20 protein-coding genes are annotated in these 23,125 nt (G+C 39.7%); 13 read left to right on the top strand and 7 right to left on the bottom strand.

Annotated elements, in window-relative coordinates:
• Positions 1–54: 54 nt before the first annotated feature.
• Positions 55–741, bottom strand: a complete 687-nt coding sequence (locus tag AKA01nite_RS00770) for a CAP domain-containing protein (RefSeq protein WP_246116952.1) — start codon at positions 739–741, stop codon at positions 55–57.
• 216 nt (positions 742–957) lie between these two features.
• Here AKA01nite_RS00770 and AKA01nite_RS00765 point away from each other — a divergent pair, with 216 nt between their 5' ends.
• The 6 genes from AKA01nite_RS00765 to AKA01nite_RS00740 all read left to right on the top strand — a co-directional run bounded on the left by AKA01nite_RS00765 (position 958) and on the right by AKA01nite_RS00740 (position 6,866).
• Positions 958–1,584 carry a glycosyltransferase family 32 protein gene (locus tag AKA01nite_RS00765; RefSeq protein ID WP_146922809.1) on the top strand — a complete coding sequence of 209 codons (627 nt, stop codon included), beginning with the start codon at positions 958–960 and terminating at the stop codon, positions 1,582–1,584.
• 120 nt (positions 1,585–1,704) lie between these two features.
• Positions 1,705–3,345 (top strand): amidohydrolase, encoded by a 1,641-nt coding sequence (locus tag AKA01nite_RS00760; RefSeq protein WP_146922807.1) that lies wholly within the window; start codon positions 1,705–1,707, stop codon positions 3,343–3,345.
• The gene (locus AKA01nite_RS00755; protein ID WP_146922805.1) at positions 3,323–4,225 is read left to right on the top strand and encodes a YitT family protein; all 903 of its coding nucleotides are present in this window, start codon (positions 3,323–3,325) and stop codon (positions 4,223–4,225) included. The genes AKA01nite_RS00760 and AKA01nite_RS00755 overlap by 23 nt, the downstream gene beginning before the upstream one ends.
• A 65-nt stretch (positions 4,226–4,290) precedes the next feature.
• Positions 4,291–4,941 (top strand): ABC transporter ATP-binding protein, encoded by a 651-nt coding sequence (locus tag AKA01nite_RS00750; RefSeq protein ID WP_146922803.1) that lies wholly within the window; start codon positions 4,291–4,293, stop codon positions 4,939–4,941.
• Positions 4,941–5,705 (top strand): ABC transporter permease, encoded by a 765-nt coding sequence (locus AKA01nite_RS00745; RefSeq protein WP_146922801.1) that lies wholly within the window; start codon positions 4,941–4,943, stop codon positions 5,703–5,705. The genes AKA01nite_RS00750 and AKA01nite_RS00745 overlap by 1 nt, the downstream gene beginning before the upstream one ends.
• A 264-nt stretch (positions 5,706–5,969) precedes the next feature.
• Positions 5,970–6,866 (top strand): 3D domain-containing protein, encoded by an 897-nt coding sequence (locus AKA01nite_RS00740; RefSeq protein WP_146922799.1) that lies wholly within the window; start codon positions 5,970–5,972, stop codon positions 6,864–6,866.
• An 85-nt stretch (positions 6,867–6,951) separates the two neighbouring features.
• On the opposite strand, the gene alr is transcribed toward AKA01nite_RS00740, so the two are convergent.
• On the bottom strand, positions 6,952–8,121 hold the full coding sequence (gene alr, locus AKA01nite_RS00735) for an alanine racemase (protein ID WP_146922797.1): 1,170 nt from the start codon (positions 8,119–8,121) through the stop codon (positions 6,952–6,954).
• Positions 8,122–8,308: 187 nt separating this feature from the next.
• Here alr and AKA01nite_RS00730 point away from each other — a divergent pair, with 187 nt between their 5' ends.
• On the top strand, positions 8,309–9,649 hold the full coding sequence (locus tag AKA01nite_RS00730) for a C1 family peptidase (protein WP_146922795.1): 1,341 nt from the start codon (positions 8,309–8,311) through the stop codon (positions 9,647–9,649).
• Positions 9,650–10,175: 526 nt separating this feature from the next.
• Here AKA01nite_RS00730 and AKA01nite_RS00725 read toward each other — a convergent pair.
• The gene (locus AKA01nite_RS00725) at positions 10,176–11,708 is read right to left on the bottom strand and encodes an AbgT family transporter (protein ID WP_146922794.1); all 1,533 of its coding nucleotides are present in this window, start codon (positions 11,706–11,708) and stop codon (positions 10,176–10,178) included.
• A gap of 385 nt (positions 11,709–12,093) precedes the next feature.
• On the opposite strand from AKA01nite_RS00725, the gene AKA01nite_RS00720 reads away from it, so the two are divergent.
• From AKA01nite_RS00720 to AKA01nite_RS00705, 4 genes are all read left to right on the top strand, one after another.
• The gene (locus AKA01nite_RS00720) at positions 12,094–12,846 is read left to right on the top strand and encodes an acyl-[acyl-carrier-protein] thioesterase (protein WP_146922791.1); all 753 of its coding nucleotides are present in this window, start codon (positions 12,094–12,096) and stop codon (positions 12,844–12,846) included.
• 2 nt (positions 12,847–12,848) lie between these two features.
• Entirely contained in the window at positions 12,849–13,829 is a 981-nt protein-coding gene (locus tag AKA01nite_RS00715) for a LacI family DNA-binding transcriptional regulator (RefSeq protein ID WP_146922789.1), read from the top strand.
• An 87-nt stretch (positions 13,830–13,916) separates the two neighbouring features.
• The gene (locus AKA01nite_RS00710) at positions 13,917–15,329 is read left to right on the top strand and encodes a sucrose-specific PTS transporter subunit IIBC (protein ID WP_186805039.1); all 1,413 of its coding nucleotides are present in this window, start codon (positions 13,917–13,919) and stop codon (positions 15,327–15,329) included.
• An 18-nt stretch (positions 15,330–15,347) separates the two neighbouring features.
• Positions 15,348–16,745 carry a glycoside hydrolase family 32 protein gene (locus tag AKA01nite_RS00705; RefSeq protein ID WP_246116951.1) on the top strand — a complete coding sequence of 466 codons (1,398 nt, stop codon included), beginning with the start codon at positions 15,348–15,350 and terminating at the stop codon, positions 16,743–16,745.
• 43 nt (positions 16,746–16,788) lie between these two features.
• Here the strand turns inward: AKA01nite_RS00705 and AKA01nite_RS00700 are convergent, their stop codons facing one another.
• Together AKA01nite_RS00700 and AKA01nite_RS00695 are read right to left on the bottom strand one after the other, a co-directional pair.
• On the bottom strand, positions 16,789–17,757 hold the full coding sequence (locus AKA01nite_RS00700) for an asparaginase (protein WP_146922787.1): 969 nt from the start codon (positions 17,755–17,757) through the stop codon (positions 16,789–16,791).
• A gap of 1 nt (position 17,758) precedes the next feature.
• Positions 17,759–18,394: an MBL fold metallo-hydrolase gene (locus AKA01nite_RS00695; RefSeq protein ID WP_222592455.1), complete on the bottom strand. Its 636-nt coding sequence runs from the start codon at positions 18,392–18,394 to the stop codon at positions 17,759–17,761.
• A 162-nt stretch (positions 18,395–18,556) separates the two neighbouring features.
• On the opposite strand from AKA01nite_RS00695, the gene tsaE reads away from it, so the two are divergent.
• Positions 18,557–19,012, top strand: a complete 456-nt coding sequence (tsaE, locus tag AKA01nite_RS00690) for a tRNA (adenosine(37)-N6)-threonylcarbamoyltransferase complex ATPase subunit type 1 TsaE (RefSeq protein ID WP_146922783.1) — start codon at positions 18,557–18,559, stop codon at positions 19,010–19,012.
• Complete coding sequence (locus tag AKA01nite_RS00685) at positions 19,009–19,527, top strand: GNAT family N-acetyltransferase (protein ID WP_146922781.1); 519 nt, start codon at positions 19,009–19,011, stop codon at positions 19,525–19,527. The genes tsaE and AKA01nite_RS00685 overlap by 4 nt, the downstream gene beginning before the upstream one ends.
• A 43-nt stretch (positions 19,528–19,570) precedes the next feature.
• On the opposite strand, the gene AKA01nite_RS00680 is transcribed toward AKA01nite_RS00685, so the two are convergent.
• Both AKA01nite_RS00680 and AKA01nite_RS00675 read right to left on the bottom strand, forming a co-directional pair.
• The gene (locus AKA01nite_RS00680) at positions 19,571–20,101 is read right to left on the bottom strand and encodes a 3'-5' exonuclease (RefSeq protein WP_146922779.1); all 531 of its coding nucleotides are present in this window, start codon (positions 20,099–20,101) and stop codon (positions 19,571–19,573) included.
• A 130-nt stretch (positions 20,102–20,231) separates the two neighbouring features.
• On the bottom strand, positions 20,232–22,865 hold the full coding sequence (locus tag AKA01nite_RS00675; RefSeq protein WP_146922777.1) for a cation-translocating P-type ATPase: 2,634 nt from the start codon (positions 22,863–22,865) through the stop codon (positions 20,232–20,234).
• Positions 22,866–23,125: the final 260 nt, after the last annotated feature.

Here is a 23,125-nt window from a genome sequence, read left to right as displayed (position 1 = left end):
AATAAAAAAAGCAGGAAGCCAACCCTTTATGCCTTCCTGCTTTTTAATATAAGGTTAATAGAGAGGTGTTCCAAAAATCTGAGTAACGTAAAGGAATTCACCATCATAGTGTACACCAATACCGATCTCCTTGTACTGGGGGTTAACCATGTTTTCATAATGTCCTTCACTCTCGACCCAGCCATTAAACAGGAGGTCTGCCATTTCTTTTTCATTTTTATAATACGTTGCCATACCCAAATTTTCTCCAACGCGTTTATATGGATAGTCGACCGCTTCGTTCTCAAAAACAGTGAAAGGGCCCCTGCCATCAGGACGAGTATGAGAAAAAGATTCTTCTGTTTCTCTTGCCCGGATGACTGCTGCCGTTTTGAGTGCCTCATTAGTAGTCAACGGTTTAAGATCTTGTTTTTCCCTAAGTTTATTTAACTGGATCAATACCCTTTGCTCGACGACTTTATAGTCGACCTCGGCATGGTTATTATTTTCCACTATCGTTTGAACTTGTTCATTTTGATCCTTTTGATTTTCGGCAGGCGATAAATCCTTAATGATCGGGAGTGTATCGAAAGAGTCTGACAACTTCTGTATTTCCATCTGATTAGGGAAAAAGTCAGCAGCCGAATTCAACCAGCTGCCCACTCGCGTGTTACCGAGTATATCACTCGAACCTAACCAAAAGCCTATGATCAAGACAAATAGTAGTGTGAGTGTTTTTCTTATGATTTTCATCCGCTTCATGCCTTTCTCCCGTACAACGGGTTTATGCGTACGTATATCCTGTGAAAAGATATTCTCATTATATATAAAGTGACTGGTTTTTCCTAATAATTGATACCTCTTTATAAAAAGTCTGTCGTATAATCACTTCTTGAAATCAGTTGAGTCATTATAATCGATTTTGACTGTATCAATTTGTTAGAATTAAATTAACACTTTAGATGAGGAGAGAGAGTTATGATACCTAAAATTATTCATTATGCCTGGTTTGGCGGAAATGAGTTCGGCGAGCTGGAACAGAAATGTCTGGAAAGCTGGAAAAAATATTGTCCAGACTGGGAAATCAAACGATGGGACGAATCGAATTTTGATCCAAACGAACATGGAACTTACGTGAAACAAGCTTACGAAAGAGAAGACTGGGCATTTGTTTCGGATGTGGCTCGTTTATACGCTTTGAATAAATACGGTGGTGTATACTGTGACACAGACATGGAACTCATCAAACCGATTGATGACTTCAGGAAATATCCTGCCTTTTTCAGTTTTGAAATCGAGACAGAAATATCTACTGGAATCATTGGTGCAGAACCACACCATCCATTCATAGAAGAACTTTACAATGACTACGAAGATAGAGAATTTATCTTGCCGGATGGATCACGGGATGACAAAACGAACGTGATAAGGATCACTGAAATCATGATAGAAAGAGGACTGAAGCCGAATAATACATTTCAGGAAGTGGAAAACTGTGTCATCTTTCCACGTGAATACTTCTCTCCTAAAGATTACTGGACAAGAGAAGTGGATGCGACAGAAAATACACATGGCATCCATCAGTTTACGGGAAGCTGGCTATAAAAAAAGAACATCCAAACAAGTCGGGACTTAACAGTTCTGGCTTTTTTTGTGAGAAACGATGCATTGCGTTCTATTTAACGCTATACTATATAAGACACTATTTTTTGAAAGGGTGAGTTCATGAAAGCATTTATAAATGGAAAAATTTACGTTGAACGAAATACATTTACGGAAGCTTTTGTCATAGAAGATAATCGGATCTTGAAAACTGGATCAAATAAAACCTGTCTGCAGCTGATCAGCGAAACAGAAAAATATTCAGTGATTGATTTAAAAGGTAAGACAGTATTACCAGGCTTTATTGACTCACACCTTCATTTCTTGATGACTTCAGAATACTTGAATTTATTGCCGATAGCCGATGTTACATCAATAGAAGCGCTCATCAAAAGGTGTCAAGATTACATAAGAGATAATCGATTAACAGACAAGGATATATTATACACGGAAGGCTGGAATCATACGTCGTTCACGGATGAAAAGAGAATGCCAGACCGTCTGGACTTGGATAAGATATCAGAGACTGTCCCCGTCGTCTTGACACGTGTTGACAGGCATGTGATGAGTTTGAACACGGCTGCGCTGGTTTATTTTGGTATCGATGAAGCAACCAAACCGCCCCTGAACGGGGAAATCCAAAAAGATGCTTCGAATAAACCTTCAGGAATATTAACTGAGGGTGCTGTGGATTTAGTAAAGTCTAAATTACCCAAAAAATCTAGGAGAGAACGTAAAAAACAGTTAGTAAAAACGATGCATTCAGCCAATAAAGTGGGACTGACATCAGTGCATACCAATGATGCGAAAGACGACAATATAGCGGAAACATTGACTTTGTATGAAGAGCTTGAGAATGAAGGAAAGCTGACTCTAAGGTTTTATCAGCAAATTTGGTTTAATAACGAAATATATTTATCGGATTTTTTCAAAAGCCGTTACGCGTTTCATGAAGGGACAGCCTGGAATAAAATCGGCCCTGTCAAATTCTTTATCGACGGAACGCTTGGATCAAGAACAGCGGCGTTAAGGAAGCCCTATACTGATAATAACGAGAGCAGAGGACTATTGACCAAGTCAGAAGAAACCCTCTATAAAGAAGTGAAAAAGGCTGTAGAGAATGATTATCAAGTGATTACCCATGCTATAGGAGACCGCGGGATCGAAACGGTTTTAAATGCTTATGACAAAGTCGAAAAGAATCAGCTCAATCCATTAAGACTCGGCATCAATCACATGCAGATCACAGATTATGAACTTATCGAACGGGTAAAAGAGAAAGGGTATCTGGTGTATGTCCAGCCTATCTTTTTAAATGACGACATCCCTATTATTCATGAGCGTATAGGAAAAGAACGAGCATCCACATCATATTTATTTAAAACGATGAAGGACAAAGGTATTCACCAGTCTTTCAGCAGTGATGCGCCGATTGTTTCATTTAATCCTTTTTACAACATTCAATGTGCAGTTACCAGAAAGCGTCTGGACTCTTCTGACGACTATCCTTACTTACCGGAGGAAGCTATGGATATCTTTGATGCTGTTGATGCCTACACTTACGAAGGAGCCTATGCATCCTTTGAAGAAACACGAAAAGGCCGTCTCAAAGAGGGATACCTGGCTGACTTTATTATTTTGGATAAAGATATCTTTCAGTGTGAAGCAGCAGAAATAAAAACCATCACTGTCGCTGCAACGTATGTAGACGGCACATGTGTTTATAAGTCAGGAGGATTTGATGAAAAACAAGTGGATAACTAAAAATCGATTGAAAAATCTGACACTCATTTTTGTTGGCTCTCTACTTTACGCAATCAGTGTAAATGCGTTTACTGTTCCGAACGAACTGACAGAAGGCGGTTTAACAGGATTTTCTCTAATTCTGTTCTATATTTTCAGTATTCCTCCTTCTTATACGATTTTTATCGTCAATATTGTCATCCTTGCAATTGGGTACAAGTTTCTGGATAAACGGACGCTCTATTATACTTTAATAGCGAATGGTATCATATCTGTCCTCTTACTGGTGGTAAAAGAATGGGCGTTCATCCCTGAAACTATGCTGCTCGCTCCAATTGGCTCAGGTTTGTTTATGGGCGCGGGTATTGGCTTGATCATGCTGGGACATGGAACTACCGCCGGCAGTGACATTATAGCTAAACTACTTCAGAAATATGCGGGGCTCGCCATTCCGACCGCCCTGCTTTTGATCGATATACTGATCGTTGTACCTAGTGGATTTATTATTGGTGCAGAAAATGTCTTTTTAACGTTGATCAATTTATATATTCAAAGTAAAATGATCGATTTTGTCCTGGAAGGTTTGAATCCAAAGAAATCCTTCTTTATCATTTCAGAAAAATATGCAGAAGTCGCTGAAGCAATTGAGCAGCAATTAGGACGGGGTATCACGATTTTAGATGGAAAAGGTTACTTTACTAAAGAAAAGAAAGAAATACTGTACATCATCATCAGTCGCAGGGAAGTTCTTCGTGTTAAACGGATCGTAGAAATGATTGATCCTAATGCCTTCATGACGATTTCGCAGGTGCAAGAAGTAACTGGAGAAGGTTTTACCTACTTGTCAGAAGAGGTTCAAGCACAAAGAATCACTGAAGCCCAAAAAGAATGGGATTATTGAAATGTGAGTGTATCTTTTGCAGCGTAAAAATTATAGAAATAAAAGGGAATAGAAAGGAACAATCGATGACTGAGAAAATACTGGAAATAAATAGTGTAAGTTTTACTACAGGAAAAGAAAAAATATTAAGTGGGATTGATTTCTCTGTCCAGGCTAGTGAACATATAACGATTACGGGGCCATCTGGCGGGGGGAAGAGTACGCTGCTCAAATTGATTGCAAGTATGTTGACGCCAACGACAGGTACAATAAACTACAGAGAAAGGAATATAGCAGAAATCGATCCAACCACATATCGTAAAAAGGTTTCTTACTTATTTCAAAACCCGACTCTTTTTGGAACGAATGTTAAAGATAATCTGGCTTTTCCGTACGAGATTCGTGATGAAAAATTTGATGAAATGAAAAGTATAAAATGGTTAGAGCAGGTAAAACTCGATAGATCTTATCTTATAAAACCAGTAAAAGAGTTGTCAGGTGGAGAAAAGCAGAGAGTGGCACTGATCAGAAATTTAATGTTCAAACCGGATGTTCTTTTACTTGATGAAATGACGAGTTCTTTAGATATGAAGAATAAGAATATACTCTTCGATATAATAAAAAACTTGAACGAAAAAGATAAAATGACAATCCTGTCGGTCACGCACGATGAAAGAGAAATCAGCCGAGCTACACGGGTTATACGTATTTCAGAAGGAAAGGTGGAACAGAAGTAATGGATTCGAATTTAGAAATCAGTTTTCTTTCATTACTAATGTCAACAGGACTGCTAGTGATAGCGGTACTTGTAGACTATAAAGAAAAATTGCATTTAGGTAATGATATCTTTATCGCAGGGGTAAGAGCAGTCATTCAGTTATTTGCGATTGGTTACATATTGAAATATGTTATACAGATCGATAACTTTTTCCTGACCCTTGCCATGGTTCTGTTTATCGTTTTTAATGCTGGGTATAATGCGCATAAACGAAGTAAAGGACTCGATCATTCTTTAATCATTTCTCTTACAGCTATTGGAACAGGAACGGCACTTACGCTGGGGGTGATGATTGTTTCAGGAGTCATCGAATGGATCCCTTCACAAATCGTACCGATTACTGGGATGATCGCAAGTAATGCTATGGTTGCCATTGGCCTTACTTTCCAGGCTCTTAATAATAAATTTACAGACCAGCGCCAGCAAGTGCTGGAGAAACTTGCTTTAGGTGCTAATGAGAAGCAGGCATCAATGAGTATTATCAGAGCGAGTGTTAAAACAGGCATGAGTCCGTCGATCGATAGAACTAAAACTGTGGGTTTAGTCAGCCTGCCAGGAATGATGTCCGGACTTATTTTTGCTGGGGTCAATCCCACAGCGGCAATAAGGTATCAGATCGTAGTAATGTTCATGCTGATAGCAGTGACGAGTATTGCAAGTTTCATCGCCAGTTACTTAGGCTACAGAGAATACTATAATGACCGGAATCAATTAAGAGTGTAAATCTTTTTTATAGTCAATTTAACAGGATAAAAGCACTTTTTATATTACACTGTTACAAAATACCTCTATTTTGAAATACTGGTGTTACATTAATTCAGCTATAATACAAACTAACTAAAAGAAAGTGACAATACACTCAAACCTCTTTTCTTTTCGGTTTAGCGTGGTAAGATACATACAGTTGTTCAGGAGATGACTTAAACACGCACGATTACTGCTCATAAACCTAACCGATCGAATTATATGAAAAGGGGAATATATTTTATGACTATTCAAAAAAACGTATTGATCAAAGCAGGACTCACATTATCAGCAGCAGGCCTTATGTTTTTATCAAATGATACGGAAGCAAGTGCAAGTTCAAACTGGGCACCACGTACAGTACTTGAAATCGAACAGGACATCAACGCCGCTAAAGCTGATTATGATAAAGATGAAACCCTAGAGTATACTTTCCAATGGGGAGATACCCTGTGGGGCGTTTCTCAAGCCACAGATATTTCTGTTGATAAATTAGTAAAAGTGAATGACATCGACAACCGCAGCTTGATCCAAGTCGGAAGAACGATTTATCTAAGTAAGGATTCTTCTGTTATTTCTGTAGAAAAAGAAGAAGAAGTTGTTAGTTATGACGTATCTACTGATGAAGTAAAAGAAACAGAAACACCTGAAGAGGTAAAAGAAGTAGAAAAAGAAAAGAAAGAAACAAAAGAAAAACAAGCTTCTGAAAAAGCAGCAGCAGAAAAGGCAGCAGCCGAAAAAGCAGCAGCCGAGAAAGCCGCAGCAGAAAAGGCAGCAGCCGAAAAAGCAGCAGCTAAAAAAGCTGAAGAGAAAGCTTCAACTTCTTCTAATAAGTCAAACAAAAAAGAAGAAGCTGGACGCTGGATTTCAGTTGAAGCTACCGCTTATTCAAGAAACCAGGCGAGTTTAAGTAACTTCACATTCATGGGTATCGACTTAAGAGAAAACTCACGCGTTATCGCAGTGGATCCGAATGTGATTCCATTAGGATCTAAAGTATTTATCCCAGGATACGGTGAATTTGTTGCTGGAGATACTGGTGGAGCTATCAACGGTACACGTATTGATATCCACATGGAAGATTTAGATGCTGCATGGGCATTCGGTCGTCGCCAATTGGATATAAAAATTTTAGACTAAAACACCAATCTAATGAGTAAAGCAAAACATTAAAAGTACCCTCCCGCTATAAAGAAAATAACGGGAGGGTACTTTATTATTTGTTTTAATTCAGCAATGCATTGTGTTTGGCTGTGATCTTTCCATTTTTTATATAGATACGGGGAATACGTTTACCGATGCCGCACAAAACTTCGTAATGGAAACTGTTAGTCAAGTCTGCAATATCATAAGCACTTGAGTAACCTGCTTTTGAATCCCCTATAAAAATGAGTTCAGTTTCTTCATTGAAATCAGGAATATCACTGACATCGACCATTAGCTGATCCATACATATGCGACCGACGATGGGTGCCTGGTGTTTACCTGTCGATAGATACCAGCGGTTTGACAGTTCTCTCTGGATGCCGTCAGCGTAACCTAAAAGAATGGTCGCGATGGTCTGCTCTTCGTCAGCCGTGTAAGAGCGCCCATAACCGATGGTCGTCCCTTTTTTTACAGATTTAATATAAGCAGCATGAGTAGCTACTTTCAGTATTGGCTTAAGTGTGACTTCTTTCTCAAGAGATTTATCTGGATGGTAGCCATACAGTGAAATACCTGTGCGTATCATATCCAAATGATATTCTGGATACAAAAGTGCAGCTGCAGTATTACAACAATGGGTCAGATCAAACTTTATATTATTTTCTTTAAGAAAATTAACGATATCCATAAAAAATTCGAATTGATGTTTAGTAAAAGCCGGATCCTCTATATTTTCGGCTTCAGCAAAATGAGTGAATATGCCTTCGAACTGAACCCATTCAGACGACATGGAATGACAAAATTTAAGTGCGGCTTCCCTTGTCCTTATACCAATTCTAGCCATGCCTGAATCGACTTTCAAATGAATTTTAGCTTTTCTACTCATTGCTTCCGCTGATTCTTTAACTTTTTTTGCTACTGTATCAGAAAAAACAGTCATCGATATGTCGTATTCTATTGCCGTTAAGACCGTTTCTGGTTCAATGGGACTCAAAAGTAGAATAGGACATTTTATACCTGCTTCCCTAAGTTCTACGGCTTCATCTAAAACAGCGACGCCAAGAAAATCTACATTCTGTTTTTCCAAGTGCCTCCCCACTTCTACAGCACCATGACCATAGGCATCTGCTTTGATAACACCCATAAACTTTGTGTCTGGCCTTAATTTTTCTTTCATTCGGTTATAATTGTCTGTCAGCTTATCGAGATCAACAGTTGCATGTGTATGACGATAACTACCGTAATGCATAATCAGTTCTCCTTTCAATTATAGTATAGTTTAACATATAAAAGGTGTAATGATGAAGAAGCAATGCCTAATTATCAAGGGACAGTTATGCATGATAGAAAGGGACTTTGACTTTCAGCAGATAAATGACACCTTGTCATTTTTGAAGTTTTTGTATAAAATAGGATAAAGTGAGGGAGATATCAATATGGAAAAAATTACAAAAGAATCCTTGGATCAATTCAAGGATAAATACAATAAAGAAGAAACAAATCGAGTAATACAAAATGCGATTGCCAAGGTGGGAATCAATAAATCGTCTATCGATAACAACTTAAGCAGACGCCATAATTTTGTATTTTCCAATGAAACTGAAAAAGGCGAGATCACTAATCAAAAATCCAGTGGCCGCTGCTGGATGTTCGCTGCTTTGAATACGGCGAGAAAAGATACGATGGAAAAACTGAACGTGAAAACTTTTGAATTCTCACAAAATTATACCTTGTTCTGGGATAAACTTGAGAAATCGAACTATTTTTTAGATAACATTATTGAAACGGTCGAAGAATCGATCAACTCTCGTTTGGTCCAGCATTTATTGACGGATCCTGTTCAGGATGGCGGTCAGTGGGACATGTTCTCCGGTATCCTGAAAAAATATGGTGCTGTACCGAAGTCCATTATGCCGGAAACTTATCACTCGTCCAACACCAATGAGCTTAATCAGCTGCTTACGGCCAAATTGAGAGACTTTGCAGCTAAAATCCGTAAACTTCATGAAACAGGCAGCACCAGAGAGCAGTTGATCGAGCAGAAGGAAACCTATCTTTATTTCGTATACACTTTATTAGTCAAGTCATTGGGTGAAGTCCCTGAGTCATTTACTTATGAGTATCGTGACAAAAATAATAATTTTCACCGCATCAGTGACATCACTCCGCGTGAATTTTTTGAAAAATACGTGGCCTGGGACTTGGAAGAACGCATCAGCCTGATCAATGCGCCTACAGAAGACAAGCCTTTTGGGAAAGCCTATACAGTGAAATATCTGGGCACGATCAAAGAAGCAGCACCTGTCAAGTATGTCAATGCCCCTATAGAAGCCTTGAAGAAAGCGGCGATTCAGTCGATCAAAGATGGTGAACCGGTTTGGTTTGGCTGTGATGTCGGTAAAATGCTCGATCGCGAAGCAGGGATAATGGATGACAAGGCCTACGATTATGAAGCGACCTTAGGCGAATCGGTGGAATTAACCAAAGCTGAACGCCTGGACTATGGTGAAAGTTTACTAACTCATGCCATGGTCTTTGTCGGTGTGGACTTGGATGGTGAAAGAAATCCAATCAAATGGAAAGTCGAAAACAGCTGGGGCGATAAGAGCGGAGACAAAGGCATTTATTCGATGTCTGATAAATGGTTTGAAGAATACAATTATCAGGTCGCTGTGAAAAAGAAATATATCGACAAGGAATGGCTCAAGGCTTTGGAAAAACCTGTAGTCGAACTGGAACCCTGGGATCCAATGGGTGCTTTGGCCAGATTGAAATAAAATTTGAAAAGTGCAGACTCAGAGATGAGCAGGTGGTCAAGTTTGACATATGAGCTGTAAAAGTGCAGACTCAAAGAGTATCAGACGGTCGAGTTCGACAATTGAGATGAAAAAGTGTTAACTCAGAGATGAGTAGGCGCATGAGTTCGACATTTGGGTTGTAAAAGTGCATACTCAAAAAGAAGTAGGCGCATGAGTTCGACATTTGGGTTGTAAAAGTGCATACTCAGAGAGAAGTAGACGCATGAGTTCGACATTTGGGTTGTAAAAGTGTATACTCAACGAGATGTTGGCGCATGAGTTCGACATTTGGGCAGGAAAAGTGTAGACTCAAGATTTATAAGTATCTGAGTCTGCAGCAGGTCAACCGGACTGTTACAATAAAAGAGTTTATTTTAAAAATAAAATATAGATAAAAGGAAGAGACTGTAAATGTTAAGGTCTCTTCCTTTTTTTATACTAAGTAAAACATTAGCAAAAAAGATATGTTCACCAAAAGAGGAGAACATATCTTTTCTAGCAATTTTTATAATGTAATTTCTGCGCCTGGACCTAGTGGTAATCCGAAGACGAACCATATAATGAGCAAGAGCGACCAAGTAATCAAAAAGGCAATACTGTAAGACAGCATGGTGGAGATGATTGTCCCCAACCCACTCTTTTTGTCATAACGCTGGGCAAAAACAAGGATCATTGCAAAATAACTCATCAATGGAGAGATGATGTTTGTTGAAGAGTCAGCAATACGGTAAGCCATCAGTGTCATTTCAGGTGCAATGTTAACTTCGAACAGCATTGGAGCAAAGACGGGAGCCATGATTGCCCACTTAGCTGATGCAGATCCAATAAACAGGTTGATGAACGCTGTAACGATAATAAATGCGAGAATCAGAGGTAAGCCTACGAAGCCGATTGCTTCCAGGAATTCAGCACCATTTACTGCTAATATCAGACCTAAATTAGTATAGGAAAAGTAGTTGATAAACTGAGCGGCAAAGAAAGCCAAAACGAGGTAACCACCCATTGAAGACATCGACTCTGACATACCTTTGACCAAGTCATGAGATGACTTGATTTTGCCTGTTGTTCTACCGTAGAAATAGCCAGGAACAGCAAACAGCAGTAAAATCATAAACAGCAAACCGTTTCGCAGGAAGTTGTCGAGCGTCATGTTGCCAGTGGCTTCGTCAAGTGACCTTAAGACACCGTTTTCCGGGATCATGAGCCAGGCCATGATGCCAAGAAACACAAGTAAAGCGATCAGGGCATTGCGCATACCTTTATTTTCAATAGCTGTGATGGGTTCATCGTCTGGTTTGTAGTTCCCAGTGTATTCTCCCAATCGAGGTTCAACGATCTTTTCGGTTACAAACGCTCCGACAATGGTCAATACAAAGGTGGAGACAATCATGAAGTACCAGTTTGCAGTAACTGCCACATCATAATCGATCCCTCCTGAAGACAGGGCTTCATTTGTAATACCAACAAGCAGAGCATCGGTAGGACCAAAAATAAGATTAGCTGAGAACCCAGCAGATACACCCGCGAAAGCTGCTGCTAAACCGGCAATAGGATGGCGGCCGGCACCGGCAAAGATGATTGCCCCAAGTGGTATAACGACAACGTATCCAGCATCAGAAGCGATATTAGATATTATCCCGGCAAAGACAACCGACGCAGTCAGCAAGCTTGTTGGCACATTTCTAAGTAATTTTTTCAAAGTGCTGGATATCAGACCTGACCATTCAGCCACACCAACACCCAGCATAGCCACAAGTACTGTACCCAGTGGAGCAAACCCTGTGAAATTATCAACGGCACTGTTGAATATGTGGGCAAGACCCTCTCCGGTCATCAGTGAGACTGCTTCCACAGTGACGTAATCTCCCTCACTGGCATTGAAGTACTCAACTGGAGCACCAAAGCGAGCGGCCAGATCAGATATTAAGATAATAGCTAAAGCTAAAATGACAAATATAATGACTGGATGCGGTAATGAATTACCAAAACGCTCGATAAAGCCGAGAAAGCCTTTATTTCTCTTTTCAGAATCATTCATGGAACAATTTCCTCCCTAAAATTTAAATAGAATTAAATTTTAACCTTGAATTTACGTACAACAAATAAATGAATAAATGAGAAAATCATAAGCAAGATTAAAATTAGCTCTATTTTTGATTGTATCACAGACCATATTTTAATACAAAATGTGGCCTGATTACAATAGGATATAACTGATTATTATTAAAATCAAGAAATTTTGATCAGTCATTCAAAGGGCCGAAGGATTAACTTTATACAACGAAGCACGGGATATAAAGAAAAGCAATAAAAAAATTGTGAAAAATTTCTACTCTTTTTATAATTCATCTAGGAGTCAGCTCTTTTTAGAGTATAATAATAATGAATAGAAAGAATTTCGAGTTAGGAAAGGTGAAAAGCAGTTGAATCATTATAAACAGAAAGAAACAATACCTTATTACATGTGTGATCGTAATCATCAGTTAACTTTGTCTATGCTGGTCAATCTTTTAATAGAAGTTTCTGAAAATCATTCAGCATTGTTAGGGCGAGAAGAGTCATACATGGAAAATTTAGACATCAGCTGGATCATTCTCAGATATGAATTCAAAATCGATCGCTTACCCGATGCAAAAGAAAAAATTGAAATCGAAACCTTTGCGACTGAATATAATAAACTTTTTACATACCGTACGTTTATTGTAAGAGATAATCAAAATAATCAACTGATTGAAGTTAAAGTAACTTTTGCATTAATGGATCATGCAACGAGAAAAATGGTAAGGATACCTAACGAAGTGGTTGCACCTTATGCCGCGCTTTTTTCCAGAAGAATCAGGCGAGAATTAAAACCTCATGAAATTGATAAAAGCCAGATAGATGAGAAAAGCTATGAGGTGAGGTATTTTGATATCGACACGAATAACCATGTCAATAACTCAAAATACATTGAATGGCTACTAGATAGTTTAAATTCGGCATTTTTAAAGACGCATGCAATCAGACACGGTATTATCACCTTTGATAAAGAGGTTAAAGAAGGGAATACGGTAACGAGTAAGGTGAGCAAGCGGCTTACAGATGAATTGTTTACAGATCACCGTATCGAAGTTGATGGCACCACTCATGCCTCAGCCAGCTTTAAATGGACTGAAAAAAGTGAGAAGGGAGTTTAGGAATGGTATCGATCAATGATATCGCAAAAGAAGCCGGCGTGGCCAAGAGTACTGTGTCCCGCTATTTGAACAATGGCTCAGTCAGCCTGAAAACAAAGGCAAAAATAGACGAAATCGTAAAAAAAAGAGGTTACAAACCAAATACCTTTGCACGAAGTTTAAAAGCTCAAAAGACAAACATGATCGGAGTGATTATTCCACGCCTTAATTCACCATCCACTAATGAAGTATTATCTGGTATCGATGCAAAAGCACATGAGTTGGGATATCAGTTGATCATTACAAATGCAAATCAGGACGAGAAAAGAGAAATCGAAGATATTTATGCTCTGGCTAAGCAGAAGGTCGACGGCATTATCTTTTTAGCAAAAAGTATAACAGCTGAGCACAGGGAAGCAATAAAAAACATTGAACTTCCCTGTCTCGTTTTAGGACAGTATTCTAAAGATATCCCCTCTATTGTGCATGATGATCATGGCGCAGGTAGAAAAATCGCGAAACATGCTCTGACGTTGAGACATAAATATTTCTTGTACTTCACGGTATCAAGTGAAGATAAGGCTGTGGGACAAGACCGTTATAACGGCTTTATTGAAGAGATCGATAAAGAAGAAGGAACAAGGGTCCGTTCAGTTGAAACTTCTTTTATCATGCAGGAAGCGTATCAAACAGCAATAAATGAACTCAAAAATCTCAAGGCAACATTTATAGTTGGTGCCACAGATACAATTGCTCTAGCTGTAATGAAAGCAGCTTCTGAACTTGGGCTATCTGTTCCTGAAGATATTTCTATGGCCGGTCACGGGGGGTATGATTTATTATCTTTTGTAACCCCAGCCCTCACATCCATTAAATATCCTTACTATGCTATTGGTGAAATGGCTGTTGACACCCTGGAAAATATGATTTTAAAAAAAGAAGTGGCGCAGTATCAAGTTGTACCCAACGAATTGGTTGTCAGAGAAACCACTCAAAACATTTAAAAAAGGGTTTACAAAGAAAGCGAATTCTTATACACTGAAATAGAACCGGTTCCAATATAGCTGGAATCAAAAAATGGAGGGTTAAAAATGTTGGATAACAAAGAAATTGCCAAGCAAGTTATTGAAGGTGTTGGAGGTAAAGATAATATCGATTCAGTCGCTCACTGTGCAACAAGATTGCGTATTATGGTGAAAGACAAGGAACAAGTGGATGAAACTGAAGTTGAAAATACCGAGAAAGTGAAAGGAGTTTTCTATAATTCCGGTCAGTATCAAATTGTTTTTGGGACAGGAACAGTCAACAAAATCTATAATGAAGTAACAGGATTGGGGATATCCGGAACTTCCAAAGGTGAGATGAAAAAAGAAAGTAAGAAACAAGGAAATGCTTTTCAGCGGGCGATTCGCACATTTGGTGATGTTTTTGTACCTATCATTCCAGTACTCGTAGCGACAGGACTGTTCATGGGACTTAGAGGACTGTTGACACAGGAACAAGTTCTGGCGCTCTTTGGTGTAGCACCTGCGGATATTAATGCCAATTTCTTGTTGTATACTCAAGTTTTAACTGATACTGCCTTTGCATTCTTGCCTGCCTTAGTAGCATGGTCAGCGTTCAGAGTTTTTGGAGGGTCTCCTGTTATTGGTATTGTTTTAGGGCTCATGCTCGTAAATCCGGCACTTCCTAATGCATACGCTGTAGCAGGCGGAGATGCTTCGCCGATTTTTATGCTCGGCTTCATTCCTGTCGTAGGTTACCAAGGAACCGTCTTACCAGCGTTCATTGCTGGGTATGTTGGGGCAAAAGTTGAGAAAAGGTTCAGAAAAGTTGTGCCTGAGACTTTGGATCTCTTGATTTCTCCATTCGGCACGTTACTGGTCATGAGTGTCCTCTCTCTTTTTGTTATTGGACCGATTTTCCACTCGTTAGAAGAAGTTGTGTTGGATGTAGTCGTCTGGTTGTTAAGCTTGCCACTAGGATTAGCAGGAATCCTTATTGGAGGTTTGAATCAGATCTTGGTTATCACCGGTGTTCACCACATCTTTAACTTTTTAGAAATCCAGCTGTTGGCTAATACAGGAGTGAATCCGTATAATGCCATTATCACATCCAGTGTTGCTGCTCAAGGTGGAGCCACGCTTGCTGTAGCAATCAAATCGAAATCCAAGAAATTAAAAGCACTAGCTTATCCGTCTGCACTTTCAGCATTTCTAGGAATCACTGAACCGGCTATTTTTGGTGTGAATCTGCGTTATATCAAACCTTTTATCTTTGGATTAGTTGGAGGAGCTGCTGGTGGTTTCTTGGCCGACATTCTAAATTTAGCTGCAACAGGAATGGCTGTTACTGTTATTCCAGGAACACTTTTATATTTGAATGATCAGATTCTCTGGTATATTCTGTCTAATTTAGTAGCTATTGGTGTAGCATTCGGCCTAACGTATTTATTCGGTTACTCAGATAAAATGAGAGAAGATATTGAAGGTTCAAATGCTTAAAGATTTTGGAGGGAACTATTGTTGGAAAAAAATAAAATAGTTGATGATCATACTATTAACTATCACATACGTGCTCAAAAAGGACTGATCAACGATCCAAATGGGCTGATATATTTTAAGGATAAATACCATGTTTTCTTTCAGTGGAATCCAGAGGGGACTACACATGAAAACAAACATTGGGGTCACGCTGTTTCAGATGACCTTGTTAACTGGTCTTATCTAAAGCCCGCTTTGAGTCCAGACAACTGGTATGATAAAAATGGCTGTTATTCAGGAAGCGCCATTGAAAAAGACGGCAAACTTTACATTTTCTATACAGGAAATGTAAAAAAAGCTCAGGGAGAACGAGAAAGCTACCAATGTCTTGCTGTTTCAAAAGATGGTATACATTTTGAAAAGCATGGGCCACTGTTTGAACACCCAGGAGACTATACAGCCCATGTAAGAGATCCCAAGGTCTGGAAGGGCAATGAGTCTTATTGGATGGTGTTAGGTGCCCAAACACAAGACCTGAAAGGAACCGCTATAATATACAGTTCTAAAGATCTTCTGAGCTGGGATTTTCAAGGAGAACTTACTGATGAGCCATCAGATTTCGGTTACATGTGGGAATGTCCTGATCTTTTGAGATTAAATAAGAAAGATGTTTTTGTCTTTTCTCCTCAAGGAATAGAAGCAAAGGGTACATTATATCAAAATATATTCCAGACGGGGTATATGTTAGGCCACTTTGAGAATGGTAGGTTCACTCCTGAGATAAAAGAATTTAATGAAATGGATAGAGGCTTTGAATTTTATGCCCCTCAATCGTTTGAAGATGACCAAGGAAGAACCCTTGTGTTTGGATGGATGGGAGCCATGCCTCCGAAGCAAGAAGCGGCAGTTCCGACGGTTAAAGATGGTTGGATTCACCACTTGTCATTGCCAAGAGAAATCATGTTCGTCAAGAATCAATTGATTCAAAAGCCTGTTGATGAATTGAAAAAATTGCGTATTCAATCATATGATATGTTGAAAGATATTTCTAAAAAAGACAATGTTTTATTTACGACATCAGAACAGGAGATCACGTGTAAGTGGGATACTTGTGCATCTTCATTCACTTGGACTTTGCGTAATGAAATAGATCTTCGTTATGAAGCCTCAGAAAGAAAGTTCACAATTGAAAGAACGAACTGGCTGGATTCAACTCGTGAAACACGGACGGTATATTTGAAAGAAACACTATCCTCCCTTCAGTTATTTTTAGAAGATTCAGCTATGGAAGTTTTTTTAAATGATGGACGAGAGGTATTTTCGCTGCGATATTTCAATAATGAACGAACGGATTCATGGACATGGTTGAATAAAGACTGGTTGAGTAATCTTTCTCAATTCATGATTTTTGAACTTGAAAAAACAATTAAATTATAGAAAAAAGCAGCTCATAATTTTGAGCTGCTTTTTCTAATTCGATTTAATTGAAATGTGTTTTGATCAATTCGAGATAACTATTTTGCTCAAGTAGAACTTGCAGCTTGATGCGGGCTTTTATTCCAGTTAGCCCAGGCGCATATACAGCTCCCAGTTTTTTCAAGTGCTTGCCGCCGCCTTTATAGGCATAAATATCTTGTGCGATCCCATTGAACGCCCGGGACGTGATAACTATTGGAATATCTTTATCTAAAAGTTTTTTAATTCCCGGGAGCGTTGCAGGGGGCATATTACCAGCACCAAGTGCTTCGATGACAAGACCATCAATATTTGCATCATCAAGAGCATAAAAAAGTGTACTGTCCATCCCGGTATAAGCTTTAAGCAAAGCAACGTTTTTGGTAACCGCGTTGACATCATATGTTTCTTCGAAAACAAGTTTTTGAAAAAAGCGCACATTATTTTTTGAGACGATCCCAATAGGCCCAAACGTTGGCGTTCTGAATGTTGCTACGTTCGTCGTATGCGTTTTGGTCACGTAACGCGCAGAATGTATTTCTTCGTTCATGACGACTAGGACACCTTTATCCACTGATTCTTCAGAAAGTGCGGTCCAGATGGCACTTTGCAGATTCCTTACCCCATCGGAACCAATCTCGTCTATCGGACGCATAGCCCCCGTTAAGACTATTGGGAAAGTTGAATCCAAGGTCAAGTCCAAAAAATAAGCCGTTTCTTCAAGTGTATCCGTACCGTGAGTGATCACGGCACCGTCAAATTGTTTGCTGCAAATAGCTTTGGCCAGCCTTTTTTTGACTTTCAGCATATCTGCTGATGTAACGTGAGGAGACGGGAGCTCTAAAATATCCTCTTCAATGATTTCAATATTTTCTTCAAACAATTGGCTGTACTGATGCAGAGGGTGTTCATCGCTTGGTTTCACAGCCCCCGTTCGCTGATCGGTACTCATGGATATAGTCCCTCCCGTATGCAAAAGTAAGATTCGTTTCATTTTATCTCACCTTTCCATTTTTAAAAAAGGGGTTCGACTGTTTTTCATGCAGTATAGTCGTTGAAGCGAGATGACCCGGATAGACAATGTAGTGGTCAGGCAGACTCAGAATGTTTTCTTCGACCGCCGGTATAAGCTTCTCTGGTTCGCTTCCTGGAAGGTCTGTCCGTCCAATACTGCCTTTAAATAAAGCGTCACCTGAAAAGACACATTCTCCTTCTTCAAAAATAAAGCTGACACTTCCGGGAGAATGACCAGGTGTGTGAACAACTTTAAAAGAAAAGAGACCAATTTTTATTGTGGATGGCACTTCAAAAATAAACTCGGCAGGTTTTGCAATAATCTCATGATCACTGTAACTGGAAAGATTCAATTGTGGGTTGCTTAGCCAGTTTTTTTCCTGTTTTCCCACGTAAACGGGGACATTGTAACTTTGACGCAAAACTTCCAGGGCACCGATATGATCGTAATGGGTATGAGTGAGTAAAATAGCTTTGGGCATAACATCAAGAACTTCTATTTCAGATAAGATTTTTTCTTTATTGTTGCCGGGATCTATAATCAGGGCTTCATTTTTTTTATATACGATATAACAGTTTTCCTGAATACTTCCTGTTTCGATTTGCTTTACTTGAATCATTCAAATACCTCCTGTTTCTAAAGTCAAGTATAACTAAAATTCCTGGTTCTGTCGATATCATGTGCTGGTATGGACGACCGTTTCTACCTGCAATTAGAGGTGTTTTTTGTAGAAGAATGTGATAGGATGATGATTAGTAAAAAGTAAAGAAGGGATTTTATGCAAATCATTACAAATAATGAGCTGGAAACGAAACAACTAGCTGTAAAGATCGCCGGTTACTTAAAGCCATCGATGACCATATTGCTGGAAGGCCAGCTTGGTGCGGGGAAAACGGCTTTTACAAAAGGCATCGCTAAGGGGCTGGGTATACAGAGAATCATAAAAAGCCCGACTTATACTCTGATCAGAGAATATACAGAAGGTCGCCTGCCTTTGTATCATATGGATCTCTACCGGCTTGAACATGCAGAAAATGAGGATCTTGGTTTAGAAGAATATTTTTATGGAAAAGGTGTAAGCGTCGTTGAGTGGGGATCATTTATGAAAGAAGAGCTCCCAAAAGACTATCTAATGATTCGTTTTAATGTGTTGAATGATTCAGGAAAACGTGAACTGATCATTGAAGCTCATGGTGAACCGTATCAAGAGATCCTAAAGGAGTTAAAACAATGAGTGAAGCTATCGACTGCATCATTCGTGAAGCCATTCCAAGTGATGCTGAGGCCATTATCGATTTATTAAATGAAACAGCCACTCAAACAGGCTACTTGACCCAGGGGGCGGATGACCTTAGCTTAAGCCTGAAGGATCAAGAAAAACAACTCGATTTAATTTACGATTCTTCAAATAATGTTGTGTTCGTAGCCTCGGTACAAAATGAAATCATTGGGATAGCCTCCATCAGTGCTTCTTTGAAACCGAAAATCAAACATATTGGAGAAGTAGGGATCGTCATTGACCAGAGCTATTGGGGAATGGGGCTCGGTCAAATGATGATGGAGGAGTTGCTGTCATGGGCTGAAGAGACAGAGACACTCGGTAGACTGGAATTAAAAGTGCAGGAACGCAATCAGCGTGCGCGTCATCTTTATGAAAAGTTGGGCTTTAAACTCGAAGCAGTTATGGAACGTGGTGTTAAAGACAAAGAACGCTATTTGGATGTTTGTCTTATGAGCAAGATGATATAAAAATAAAGAAGCCAGAGCATCTCATCTGGCTTCTTTATTTAACTTATTTAATAAACCGGTTGAGTGCAGATGTACCGTACTCATTTTCCTGGTTGATCAAAATACTGGCAGAGGCCCTCGAATCATCTAATGCGTGGTGATGATTTAACGGAATACCATAATATTCAGCAACAGTGTTCAACTTATGATTGGGTAATCCTTTCCCTTTCAACAATGAGCGGGACGACTGCACAGTACATAAAGTCTTAAAACCCGGCGCGGCGACACCGTAATAATGGAGTGTTCCAGTCAAAATGCGCTTATCAAAAGGCATGTTATGAGCAACGACTAACTGATCAGGAGTGAAGAACTGTTTCATTTCGTTCCAGACATCAGGAAATTTTGGGGCATCAAAAACATCTGCTTCTGTGATGCCATGTATATTAATGTTCATGCGATTGAACCAGGTTTCTGGTTTAATAAGTGTATAATATTCGTCAACGATTTTGCTGTCTTTAACCACAGTCAGTGCAACAGAACAGGCACTGTGAGACTGACGATTAGCTGTTTCAAAATCAATAGCTGTGAAATTCATAAAAAACCCTCTTTTAATTTCTCTATATTTCGTCTTTACAGTATAGCACGTAAAGAAAAAGTTTCAAGTTGATTATAACAAAAATGTATGTGCGTAGCCTTTTAGGGTTACACACATACAAAATTAGAGTCTATTCAGGTTTATAAGGTAAAACCACTTTCTTTAATTCCATTATCACTGTGGTAGCTAAAGCTAAGCCGGCAGCTATTGACCATTCAGTCAAACCAAAGGCTGCGGGGATAGAAAAGATACCTCTGACAGCGGGAATCAATGTTATACCATACAAGGTCATACAGGCAGCAAAAGCTAAAAGGACGAATTTGTTACTGAAAAATCCAGCCCCAACACTTGTTTCCACGTTTGAACGCGCCGGGAATACCTGTAGCGTACGTGAGAGGATAAGTGTTGTAAAGGCCATAGCAACACTCATTTCATTTGAAGTCTGTAATCCTATATATTGGGATATAATGACCGCAATGGCTATTAATACACCACGGAAAGCAACGATTTTAAATGTATTTCCAGAGAAAATAGATTCATCTGGATCTCTCGGTTTCTGGTCCATGACATCTGGTTCTGCGGGTTCAAGCCCTAAAGCAATAGCTGGCATGGAGTCGTTGACCAAGTTGATAAACAGCAGCTGCAAGGCAGTAAATGGGTTGACCCAGTTTACCACTAAAGCAAAGATGATCGCCAAAACGGCACCCAGATTTCCTGAGAATAGGTAAGCAATCGATTTTTTGATATTGCTGTAAATCGTACGGCCTACTGAAATCGCACGCACGATAGAAACAAAGTTATCATCCGTCAATATCATGGCTGAAGCATCTTTTGCCACATCGGTTCCACTACCCATAGCAATTCCGATATCTGCCTGTTTCAATGCGGGAGCATCATTGACCCCGTCACCGGTCATTGCTGTGATCTGGTTATAATTTTCCCAAGCTGTAACGATTCTGATTTTATTTTCTGGAGTAACACGAGCGTAAACGCTGATATCTTCAAGCTGTTCCATCAGCTCTTCTTCAGACAAGGCATCCAGTTCTTGTCCAGTATAGGCCAGATCGCCCTCTTTGAATATATTTAAATCACGGCCGATCGCACGTGCTGTTGTTTTATGGTCTCCAGTGATCATAACTGTACGGACACCTGCGTTAGCAGCATCTTCTACAGCATGGTAAACAGCTTCGCGAGGCGGATCGATCATAGCTAAAAGACCAATAAAGATTAAATCATTTTCATCTTCAATACTGACTTCCGTTGAGTCGATCGGCTTGTAGGCAAAAGCAAGGACGCGCATAGCCTGATCGGAAAAGTCTTCATTCTTCTGTTTCAGCTCTTCTAAACGTTCTTCTGTCAGATCAACGACTTCACCATTCATTTTCACTCTGTTACACAACCTGAACAAAACATCGGGACCGCCTTTAGTCAAAAGACGTTTTTCGCCATCGATTTCATGAACTGTCGACATACGCTTACGGCTTGAGTCAAAGGGGAGTTCAGCAAGTCTTGGATACTTATCTCTTACTGATTCATAAGGAAGATCCTGTTTATTACTATAAGCTATGAGCGCAACTTCCGTAGGATCACCGCTTGATTCGCCCTTATCATTGATGGTTGAGTCGTTGGTCAAAACAGCGATCTGCATCAGTATTTTCTCTGATTCGCTCCAGGAGCTGCTGTCGCCTGAAAAGAGATTGGATTCTCCGTTTGGAATATAATCATCAACAACTGTCATCTTATTTTGAGTCAGTGTTCCCGTTTTATCTGTACAGATGACACTGGTCGATCCAAGTGTTTCAACAGCTGGCAGTTGTCTGATTATGGCATGTTGTTTCGCCATTTTATTTGTACCGACAGATAAAACGATGGTGACGATCGACTGGAGAGCTTCTGGAATAGCGGCAACAGCGACAGCGACAGCAAACATGAAGGCATTAAGCAGTGGGACTGTCACATCTTCCATACCACCTAAAAATATACGGGCAGCTTGAATACCAAATATCAGAACAGATAACAGAAGAATAGCGATACCCAGTTTTTTACTGAAATCAGCTAGTTTTCTCTGGAGTGGAGTCTGTTTGGCAGAAGCGTTTTGGACAAGTTCTGCCACTTTACCCATTTCAGTTTTTTCGCCTGTTGAAGTAACCACCATGACACCTCGACCTGCTGTGACCATGGTACTGCTGTAAACCATATTAACGCGGTCGCCTAAAGGGGTCTCTCCTTCTAAGGGTTCAACTGACTTTTGGCTGGGCACTGACTCTCCAGTCAAGGCGCCTTCTTCTACCTGCAGAGATTCGGCTTCGATCAGACGACCGTCTGCAGGAATGTTGTCTCCAGATTCAAGAACAACGATATCACCTGCAACTAAGTTTTTCGATTCGATTTCTTTTTGTTTTCCATCTCGGTAAACGTCAGCAGTAGGGGCCGACATTTTTTCCAATGATTCAAGCGAATCTTCTGCTTTTTTTGTCTGAACCACACTCAAAATCGCATTGAGGATCAATACTACAAAAATAATGAGCGACTCGATCCATTCGCCAATCATGACTTGGACAATAGCCACAATGAGTAACACGATGACCATTGGATCTTTGAACGATTCGATGAACAAAGAAAAAACCGAACGTTTCTCTTTTCGAGTAATCTCATTGTATCCCTGTTCTTCCAGACGCTTTTCAGCTTCAGACTGGCTCAAACCCTCCCTGGAAGTGTCTACGGCTTCAAGTACCTTATCTTTCGTCTCCTGATAATAATTCATTGTTTTATCCTTTCTGTTCTATGGGGAGTAAGAAAAAAAGACACATACGGAATAAGTGATGACTGTCCCGTATGCGTCTCACTATTTAATACAGCACCAGCAGATGATCAGTCTACGGATGGTGGCACTGCAACAGGTTCGCCTGCAAGTTACTCCCGCATAATAAATTTAAAAGTCAAATTAATTATAGATAACCGGGAACTGAAAAGCAAGCTACACACATTTTTGTTTTGACGGAGATAATTCCAAAAAGGTTTAGT

Origin of the sequence: Alkalibacterium kapii (assembly GCF_007988865.1) — a bacterium.
Taxonomy (GTDB): domain Bacteria; phylum Bacillota; class Bacilli; order Lactobacillales; family Carnobacteriaceae_A; genus Alkalibacterium; species Alkalibacterium kapii.
Note: the sequence above shows the minus strand (reverse complement) of the source record. Positions and strands in the feature narration are given on the sequence as shown.